The sequence below is a fragment of the Mucilaginibacter sp. genome (genome assembly GCF_041663085.1).
Lineage (GTDB): Bacteria > Bacteroidota > Bacteroidia > Sphingobacteriales > Sphingobacteriaceae > Mucilaginibacter.
Window position 1 is genome coordinate 22,015 of record NZ_JBAZRC010000036.1, and the last position, 9,966, is coordinate 31,980.

9 protein-coding genes are annotated in these 9,966 nt (G+C 42.9%); 6 read left to right on the top strand and 3 right to left on the bottom strand.

Translation table 11 applies throughout. The annotated features are described in order from the left end of the window. Positions 1 to 234: 234 nt before the first annotated feature. Positions 235 to 1,566, top strand: coding sequence for an L-lysine 6-transaminase (gene lat / locus WC615_RS09370; protein ID WP_372977844.1), 1,332 nt, complete (start codon positions 235 to 237; stop codon positions 1,564 to 1,566). A gap of 191 nt (positions 1,567 to 1,757) precedes the next feature. Further along, on the top strand, positions 1,758 to 2,195 hold the full coding sequence (locus WC615_RS09375) for a hypothetical protein (protein WP_372977845.1): 438 nt from the start codon (positions 1,758 to 1,760) through the stop codon (positions 2,193 to 2,195). 221 nt (positions 2,196 to 2,416) lie between these two features. On the opposite strand, the gene bshB1 is transcribed toward WC615_RS09375, so the two are convergent. Genes bshB1 through WC615_RS09390 form a run of 3 tightly spaced genes read right to left on the bottom strand, consistent with a single transcriptional unit; the run spans position 2,417 to position 4,278 of the window. Next, entirely contained in the window at positions 2,417 to 3,142 is a 726-nt protein-coding gene (gene bshB1 / locus WC615_RS09380; RefSeq protein WP_372977846.1) for a bacillithiol biosynthesis deacetylase BshB1, read from the bottom strand. A 14-nt stretch (positions 3,143 to 3,156) separates the two neighbouring features. After that, a complete protein-coding gene (locus WC615_RS09385; RefSeq protein WP_372977847.1) occupies positions 3,157 to 3,660 on the bottom strand; it encodes a glutathione peroxidase in 504 nt (167 codons plus the stop codon). Beyond that, a complete protein-coding gene (locus WC615_RS09390) occupies positions 3,661 to 4,278 on the bottom strand; it encodes a DUF4294 domain-containing protein (protein ID WP_372977848.1) in 618 nt (205 codons plus the stop codon). Between the two features lie 106 nt (positions 4,279 to 4,384). On the opposite strand from WC615_RS09390, the gene WC615_RS09395 reads away from it, so the two are divergent. The 4 genes from WC615_RS09395 to WC615_RS09410 all read left to right on the top strand — a co-directional run bounded on the left by WC615_RS09395 (position 4,385) and on the right by WC615_RS09410 (position 9,894). Beyond that, a complete protein-coding gene (locus WC615_RS09395) occupies positions 4,385 to 6,607 on the top strand; it encodes a bifunctional (p)ppGpp synthetase/guanosine-3',5'-bis(diphosphate) 3'-pyrophosphohydrolase (protein WP_372977849.1) in 2,223 nt (740 codons plus the stop codon). A 143-nt stretch (positions 6,608 to 6,750) separates the two neighbouring features. Then, positions 6,751 to 7,221, top strand: a complete 471-nt coding sequence (locus tag WC615_RS09400; RefSeq protein WP_372977850.1) for a Fur family transcriptional regulator — start codon at positions 6,751 to 6,753, stop codon at positions 7,219 to 7,221. A gap of 46 nt (positions 7,222 to 7,267) precedes the next feature. Then, positions 7,268 to 8,545 (top strand): adenylosuccinate synthase, encoded by a 1,278-nt coding sequence (locus tag WC615_RS09405; RefSeq protein WP_372977851.1) that lies wholly within the window; start codon positions 7,268 to 7,270, stop codon positions 8,543 to 8,545. A gap of 74 nt (positions 8,546 to 8,619) precedes the next feature. Next, on the top strand, positions 8,620 to 9,894 hold the full coding sequence (locus tag WC615_RS09410) for an anthranilate synthase component I family protein (RefSeq protein WP_372977852.1): 1,275 nt from the start codon (positions 8,620 to 8,622) through the stop codon (positions 9,892 to 9,894). Positions 9,895 to 9,966 lie beyond the last annotated feature (72 nt).

Genomic DNA, 9,966 nt, shown 5'->3' on the forward strand with positions numbered 1-9,966 from the left:
TGCTACCCATCATAAGAGATTGCTGCGCAACTCGCAATTGACGCGTTTTTAAGAGCATTATTTCCGTATTTCTTATTAGCTACAACAAAATAAATCGCATACTAAAAGGCGGTTTAGTCCAAAAAATAGGTTTAGTTCATTTAAAGTTACTTTTTAGCCAATTGGTTCAAAAACCTTTAAATTATTGTTATTTAGGGCTTTTTGTTAGATTTGTACTAACCAATATAATACTATATGTACCAACTGCAAGTAACTCCTCAGAATGTTCAGGCTGCATTAAGCAAACATATTTTAGCCGATGGTTTCGACCTTACCTTTGATATGGAAAAAAGCCAGGGCGTTCATATTTATGATGCTAAAAACAACCGCACGCTGTTAGACTTTTTTACCTGTTTTGCTTCTGTTCCCTTAGGTTATAACCACCCTAAAATGCTGAACGACGAAGGATTTAAAAAAAGCCTGATGTTGGCCGCATTAACCAACCCGTCAAACTCTGATATTTATACCGAGCAGTACGCGCAGTTTGTAGAAACATTTGGCCGTGTGGGTATCCCCGATTATCTGCCACACGCCTTTTTCATTTCAGGCGGCTCATTAGCCATTGAGAATGCCCTTAAAGTAGCTATGGACTGGAAAGTGCAAAAGAACTTTGCCAAAGGCCACACAACCGAAAAAGGATTTAAGGTGATCCACTTCGAGAACGCATTTCACGGCCGCTCGGGTTATACCTTAAGTTTAACAAATACACAACCGGTTAAAACCAAGTGGTTCGCCAAGTTCGACTGGCCACGGGTATCGTTGCCAGAGATTCATTTCCCGCTGACTGATGCTAATATTGATGACCTTAAAAATCGCGAAGCAAAATCCATCGCCCAGATAAAAAAAGCATTTGCCGATAACCCCGATGATATATGCTCTATTATTATTGAGCCCGTATTATCCGAAGGTGGTGATAAGCACGTTCGCCAGGAGTTTTTGGAGCAACTACGGGTACTGGCCGATGAGAACGAAGTGATGCTGATATATGATGAGGTACAAACCGGCGTAGGCCTAAGCGGTAAGTTTTGGTTGCACCAGCATTTTGGTGAAAACGCCCGGCCTGATATTTTGGCCTTTGGCAAAAAAATGCAGGTATGTGGTATACTGGCAGGTAAAAAGGTTGATGAGATTGAAAACAATGTTTTTAATGTATCATCGCGCATTAATTCAACCTGGGGCGGTAGTTTGGTAGATATGGTACGCTCTTCCAAAATCATGGAAATTATTGAGGAAGACGGCCTTTGCGATAAAGCAGCCCAAACCGGTGAGTACCTGCAAACCAGCCTTAAAAACATCGCGGCTAAAAATACTATCATCACCAATGTACGTGGTAAGGGCTTGTTAACCGCCTTTGATTTCCCTGATGCCGATACACGTAACGCATTTATTAATCACGGATTAGAATATAATATCATGTACCTGGGTTGCGGCGATCGCAGCATCCGTTTCAGGCCCGCACTTATCATAGATAAACAACATATTGATGAAGGTATGAACGTACTCGAAAAAATATTGCTTCAACTATAATAAAAGTGTAATAATATTGCTACAAGCGCCTGTTTTAAAACCAACAGGCGCTTTTTTTATTCATCAAATACTATAATTGCGGTATGGCGTTATTATAATATTATTAATAATTCATCAGCAGGTGTTATTAATTGATTTATGGTTGCGTATATATTAAAATACATCACATAATACTAAGGGTTACAATAAGGATGAACAGACAAATTGAAAAATTAAAAAAACAACTTACAGAGATAGCTGAGGTTGTTAATTCTTTCCAGTCTGAAGCTGTACAAGTGAGAGTGGTTGACAGACTTTTAGACGAGATAATGGATACAGAGAAGGGAGATACGGAAGGATCTGATATTTTCAATAAGAGAGGCCGAAGGTCATACCGCGAAAATGAGGTAAACGAGGCACATGGCCGTAAAAAGCCGGGCGCTACCAAGGTATTAAACCAATTGCTAAGCAGCGATTATTTTAAAACGCCTCACTCTATCTCATCAATTGCAGATTACTGCAAAGAAAAATTCGACTCGGACTTTAAAACATCAGAACTATCAGGCATTTTGCTGAAGCTTGCCAAAGAGAACAAGCTTAAGCGCGAAAGAAGCAACGACAACAACCGCTTCGAATACGTAGGGGTTTAATTCTTAAAACAAAAGGCCGTTCAATTTGAGCGGCCTTTTGTTTTGGATGTTTTTTATTGCCGTTGACTTCAGTCAACGGATTAGCAAACAGGAATTATTGGCTTCAGCCAAATCGGTAAATTTCGGCTAAAGCCGGATTGTGTATTTGATTATCCGTCCCATAAATGGGACGGCAATGATGGTAAAACCTATTTACCTAATCTCTAATCTCTAATCTCTCCCTACCTCAGATCAAACAAATTATCTACCCCTAATATTTTACGTGAGGTAAAACCTTCGCCGTATTTGGCGTTGATGCTTTTGCCGTACTCGCGGCCACGGCCATTTATCTGTTCAATAAAATCAGGCGATGAGATATAGGTTTGCGGCTCATCCTCGTTATAATCGGGATTATGGAATTGTGAGCCGTAAGCATAAACGCTTTCTATCTTTTTATCCCAAAACTCGGTTACATCAACAATAATATCCGGTTTTATATATCTGTCTTGTATAAAATGCAATACCTGGCCTGGGCGCCATGGTTCCTGTAATTTACCATCGTCAAAGGTCTCTATCCGGCGCAAGCCCGATAAAAACGACGATGCCTCCACCAGTTCATTGGCGCGGCCATGATCGGGGTGGCGGTCATGGTAGGCATTCGTTATTACAATTTCGGGCTGGTACTTGCGTATGGCAGCAATTACCTTAAGTTGATACTCTTGCGTGTTTGTAAAAAAGCCATCGGGTATAGCCAGGTTGTCGCGAACGGTTAACCCCAAAACCTCTGCGGCTTTGGCAGCCTCTTTATCCCTGACTTCAGCAGTGCCACGGGTACCTAATTCGCCGCGGGTTAAGTCAACAACACCAACCTTGTGGCCAAGTTTTATATGTTTTAATATAGTGCCTGCACAACCAAGTTCAGCGTCGTCTGGGTGTACAGGTAAAACTAAAATATCTAATTTAAGCATAAACGTAACAATAGTTATTTAGGCTCAGCAGCCAGCAGGCGCTGTATCCTTTTCTTTATTTTTGATGATGTAGGTTTGGTAAACGGGTAAAAAAAGTCAACCACGTTACCATTCCTGTCTATAAGGTATTTATGGAAATTCCAGCGGGGTTTTGAGTTGATAGTGCCATTCTCTTTTTTATCTGCCAAAAATTTATAAAGCGGGTCGGCGTAAGGCCCTCTAACCCTTATTTTTTCGAAGATGGTGAAATTGTTGCCGTAATTGCTGCAAAAAGCACCTATAGCGTCACCCTCAAGTGGTTCCTGCCCGCCAAAATCATTTGATGGGAAAGCAAGGATCTCAAAATCCTGATCGGCAAACTCCTTTTTAAGATCGCTCAGATCTTGCAATTGCGGTGTAAAACCACATTGCGAAGCGGTATTTACAATGAGCAGTACTTTGTTGCTGTAATCGGCAAGGCCTATATGGTCGCCGTTCAGTTTTTCAACCGTGAACTGATAAATGCTGTTGTTGTCCATTTAATTAGAGCTTGAAACATAACCGGCTTCAAGCAAAATGGTTTCAATGTCGCGTTGCTCAGATGCGTCGTACGTTTCTTTGAGGTTATGCCCAAATAAGCGGGCTACCGATTGGAAGAGAAAGGCATTAAAGCCCCCTTTTAATTCTTTAGCCAAAGCAAAGCTGGTTGCACCGGTTTCGCGGCTAACCAATTTAATCAATACTTCACCCTGACTTATTGTCAGATTCTTAATGTCTTTATTAAATAAGTTTTTTACGTCGGCTTCGCAGGCCTTCATCAGTTCCTTCTGCTTTTTCTTATCACCGGTAAGGGCCAGGTCGCGCTGTAGCTTTCTGTAACGTTCGCCTGCAAAACGCGCGTAAGGCAACACTTTCATTACATTATAACGTAAACGGCGATAATTAAGCCTGTCTTGCTCGCTTGCAAAAATGCGCGTATCAACTATGCGTACCTCCGGGGTTACAATCCAGGGTACAAGTTCACCGTCAAGTTTGGTTAAATATACTTTGGTGGTATCATTTTTGCCAAGTACCATAGGTGCCGCAGGTTTATCATCCTGGGCTTTTAACCCAAGCGCTGCGCAACAAAACAATAAAAGCGAAACAATAAATTTCATATTTTTACTCGATACAAAATTAACGCATTTTATTTTGTTATTTTATAATTACCTGCAATAATAAATATTGTTTGTTGGTTTATTATAGTGTAATACACGTTTATACATGAAAGATTTAGTAATTGACCTGGAAGCCGAGAAGAAAGAGATCCTGAAAAGATACCGGGCATTGCTGCGCGCAAGTAAATCTACCCTGCAAAAGGGCGATAAACGCATGATACGCAAGGCTTTTGAAATGGCTTTGGAGAGCCATAAAGACATGCGCCGTAAAAGCGGCGAGCCTTATATATACCACCCTATTGCAGTTGCACAAATAGCAGCCGAAGAGATAGGTTTGGGTACCACATCAATAGTGTGCGCCCTGCTGCATGATGTTGTAGAGGATACCGATGTTACCCTGGAAGATATTGAACTGGAGTTTGGTAAAAAAGTAGCCAAAATAATTGATGGCTTAACCAAAATATCGGGCGTGTTTGATACCAACAGCTCGTTACAGGCCGAAAACTTCCGCAAAATGCTGCTTACCCTTGCCGATGATGTGAGGGTGATATTGATAAAACTGGCCGACAGGCTGCACAATATGCGCACCATGGAGTTTATGCCGCGCGATAAGCAGCTTAAACTATCGTCAGAAACGGTGTACCTGTATGCGCCGCTTGCCCACCGTTTGGGCTTGTACGCTATAAAATCTGAACTGGAAGACCTTTCCATGAAATACATGGAGCGCGAAACCTACCAGTTCATCAAAAATAAACTAAACGAGAAAAAGACCGAACGCGAAAAATTTATCCGTGATTTTATTGAGCCGGTGCAAAAAGTGCTTGAAGGGCAGGACCTGCACGGCGAATTATTCGGCCGCCCAAAATCCATCCACTCCATCTGGAACAAGATGAAGAAAAAGGCCATCCCGTTTGAAGAAGTATACGACCTTTTCGCCATCAGGATTATTCTGGATAGCACGCCCGAAAATGAAAAAGCCGACTGCTGGAAAGCGTATTCTATCGTAACCGACCTGTACCGGCCTAACCCCGACAGGCTGCGCGACTGGATCTCGTCGCCTAAAGCAAATGGTTACGAATCATTGCATACCACAGTAATGGGGCCGCGCGGGCAATGGGTTGAGGTACAGATCCGTACCAAACGCATGAACGAAATTGCCGAGAAAGGTTTCGCGGCACACTGGAAATACAAAGAATCATCAACAGATAGTGGCCTGGATCAATGGGTGCAAAAGGTTAGGGATATGCTGAAAAACCCTGACTCGAACGCGCTCGACTTCCTGGATGATTTTAAGATGAACCTGTTCAGTGATGAGATCTTCATCTTTACTCCAAAAGGTGCGTTGATACAATTACCACTTAACGCTACCGCACTGGATTTCGCATTCGAGATCCACACAGATGTAGGCGCAAGCTGTATTGGCGCCAAAGTGAACCATAAACTGGTACCGCTAAGCTATAAATTGCAAAACGGCGACCAGGTAGAGATCATCACTTCTGGCAAGCAATCTCCTAAAGAGGATTGGCTGAACTTTGTGGTTACCGCCAAAGCTAAGGCCAAAATAAAATCGGCACTGAAAGAAGAGCGCCGCAAAATTGCCGATGACGGTAAGGAGATACTGGAACGTAAGATGAAATCGATAAAGCTTACTTACAACTCCGAAAACCTGCATAAACTGAGCTACTATTTTAAACTTACCTCTACGCAGGACCTTTTTTACAATGTGGCCAAGGGCCTTATTGACATGAAGGACCTAAAAGAGTACCAGGCATCAGAAAAAGTAATTGAAAACAAACCTCAGGATAAAATAGAGGCTGAACAGCTGCAAAACATCGTCCGTAATATAAAAACCAAGGACAGCGATGTTTTACTTTTTGGCGAGGACCTGCAAAAGATTGATTATAAACTGGCCAATTGCTGTAACCCTATCCCGGGTGATGATGTTTTTGGCTTTGTTACCGTAAGTGATGGCATCAAAATTCACCGTACCAATTGCCCTAACGCTGCTAAACTAATGGCTAACTACGGCTACCGTATTGTAAAGGCCAAATGGACCAAACAGCTTGAACTGGCCTTTTTAACCGGCCTGCGTATTACCGGTATTGATGATGTTGGCTTAATTAACAAACTAACCACCGTAATATCAAATGATTTTAAGGTGAACATCCGTTCTATTACGGTTGATAGCGATAACGGTATTTTTGAGGGCTCGATAATGGTTTACGTAAACGATACCGAACATCTGGACAACCTGATCAAAAAATTAAACCAGGTTAAGGGTATTACCTCGGTTATCCGGTTCGATTCGGTTATCGATAAAGCATCCTGATAGAGATACAAGACTTTTAGAGTCAAGAGCCAAGACAGAACAGCATTATCACAAAATCGCACTCATTTCTTGGCTCTTGACTTCTTGATTCCTGACTCTATTCTCCAAAATATTTAATACCTTTGCACTGTTAATTTAACATTATGCCTGTACAGGAAACCATTGCGTTGGTAAAAAAGATTTTTGAGGCCTACCTCGAAAATAAAAGCCTGAGGAAAACTCCTGAGCGTTTTGCCATACTTGAAGAAATCTATTCAAGAAGCGATCATTTTGATGTAGAATCGTTATACATCCACATGAAGAACAAGAAGTACCGCGTTAGCCGTGCTACTGTTTACAACACCCTCGAACTTTTGGTATCATGCGACCTGGTAACTAAACACCAGTTTGGCAAGAACATGGCCCAATTCGAAAAATCATACGGCTATAAGCAGCACGACCATATTATCTGCATTGATTGCGGTAAAGTGGTTGAGTTTTGCGATCCGCGTATCCAGCAGATCCAGAGTATGATGGGAGATATTTTAAAATTCGATATTAAGCACCACTCTTTAAACCTGTACGGTAACTGCACCAAGCTTCGCGAGGGATTCTGCGACAGAAAGGTATCATAGTTACCCATAATTCATTTAAATTTATTTCAAGAAAAGATATCATTTAATGGCTGTTGACGTATTATTAGGCCTCCAGTGGGGCGACGAAGGTAAAGGTAAAATTGTTGATGTACTAAGTGCAGGTTACGACCTGATAGCCCGTTTCCAGGGCGGCCCAAATGCAGGCCATACTTTAGAGTTTGAAGGCAAAAAATTTGTATTAAACACTATCCCTTCGGGTATTTTCTTTGATAACACCATGAACCTGATTGGTAACGGTGTTGTGATAGACCCTATCACCCTTAAAAAAGAACTGGATAAACTTAAAGATAACGGCCACGACCTGTTAGCTAAAAAGAATTTGATGATCGCAAAAAAAGCGCATCTTATTTTGCCAACCCACCAACTGCTTGATGCCGCTTCTGAAAAGAAAATGGGCGACGGCAAAATTGGTTCTACCTTAAAAGGTATCGGCCCAACTTATATGGATAAAACCGGCCGTAATGGTTTACGCATTGGCGATATCACCCTGCCCGATTTTAAAGAGCGTTACCAGAAACTGGTTGATAAGCATACCTCTATGCTGCAGGCTATGTATGGCGAAGTTGCCGACTTTAGCGAGCGCGAAGCGGCTTTCTTTGAAGCGGTTGACTACCTGAAGCAATTCCCGCTGGTTGATTCTGAGCATTTGGTGAACCAATATATTAAAGACGGCAAAAAGATACTGGCCGAAGGCGCACAAGGCACTATGCTTGATATTGACTTTGGCTCGTACCCATTTGTAACTTCATCAAACACAACTACTGCCGGTGCTTGTACCGGTTTAGGTGTTGCCCCAAGCCAGATAGGTGATGTTATAGGTATTTTTAAAGCCTATTGCACCCGTGTTGGTGGCGGCCCCTTCCCTACCGAACTGCACAACGAAACAGGCGAAGAACTGCGCCGTATTGGCCACGAATTTGGCGCGGTAAGCGGCAGGCCACGCCGTTGTGGCTGGATAGACCTACCGGCACTTAAATACGCTATTATGCTGAACGGTGTTACCCAACTGGTAATGACCAAGGCTGATGTTTTAAGCGGATTTGATAAGATCTACGCTTGTACGCATTATAACTACTTAGGCGAACAGATAGATTACATGCCATACGATATTTGCTCGGTTGATGCAGAACCCGTATTAAAAGAGATTGACGGATGGAACGAAGACCTGACCGGCATTACCGAACTGAACGAGATCCCTGCAAAACTGCAATCATACATTGAATACCTGGAAGCCGAACTTGAGGTGCCCGTAAAATGGTTATCTGTAGGGCCTGATAGGAAGCAGACTTTGGTATTGCACTAAAACTTATATAGAATATATTTCAAAAGGCCCCGATAAATCGGGGCCTTTTATATTTAGTTAACTATTTTTGAACCGTGATAACCGAGGTAACCGACGTAGCTATATTTAAACAAAAAGCGCTTGCATGGGCCGCTAAATTCGACACCCTGTGCTACCTTGACAGCAACAGCTTTAACGACCCCTACAGCAAGTTTGATACCCTGATAACCATCGGTGCCAAAGCAGAGCTAAAAGCTAATGCAGGCGATGCATTTGACCAGCTTTCGGCCTTTAGGAACAACAACCCGGGCTGGATAACCGGTTTCTTTGGTTACGACCTGAAAAACGAAACAGAGAACCTCCGATCCAACAACACCGACTATCTCGACTTCCCTGACCTGTACTTTTTTGCGCCTGAAATCCTGATCAGCATAAAAGGAAATACGGTTGAGATAACCGGGGATAAGGACGACGAGATATTTAAGAGTATTACAGGCTTGGAAATCGTACCGGACAAACAGCAGCCTGCTATTAACCTGCAGCCACGCTTTAGCAGGCAGGAATATGTGGAGACCGTAGAGCAAATCCAGCAACACATTGTCCGCGGGGATATTTACGTGACCAATTTTTGCCAGGAGTTTTATGCGGATGATACGGAGATAGAACCGCTCTCCATCTTCCAAAACCTGAACAGCTTATCGCCTACCCCTTTTTCCACATTTTTTAAGTGGAATGGCAATTATATCATGTGTGCATCGCCCGAGCGTTTTTTGGCTAAACGAGGCAGCAAATTGATCTCGCAACCCATAAAGGGAACAGCACGCCGTGATGCTGATGAGGCTGTAGACCAATCGCTTATTGATGAACTTCGCAACCATCCGAAAGAGCTACAGGAAAATGTAATGATAGTGGATCTGGTACGTAACGACCTTACCCACTCCGCCAAACCCGGCACCGTAAAAACCGAAGATCTTTACGGTATCCAAACCTTTAAGCAGGTACACCAGATGGTATCAACCGTGGTATGCGAAATACGGGATGATGTAACGGCCGTTGAGGCGGTAAAGAACACCTTCCCGATGGGCAGCATGACAGGCGCACCCAAAATAAGCGCCATGCAGCTGATGGAACAATACGAGCGCAGCAAGCGCGGGGTGTACTCAGGCGCGGTGGGTTATTTTAGTCCAGATAATGATTTTGATTTTAATGTGGTGATCCGTACCCTGTTATATAACAGTACCAAAAAGTATTTATCGTTCCATGTAGGCAGCGCTATTACCTACCACGCCAACCCCGAAAGCGAGTACGAAGAGTGTTTGTTGAAAGCAAAAGCCATCCTGGAAGTATTAGGGGTGACTGAAAGGCTGTAACTATCTAAAAAACGAATGCCATTTCGAACGAGGTACGAGGAGAAATCTTGTTCATTATGCAATATCGTCACC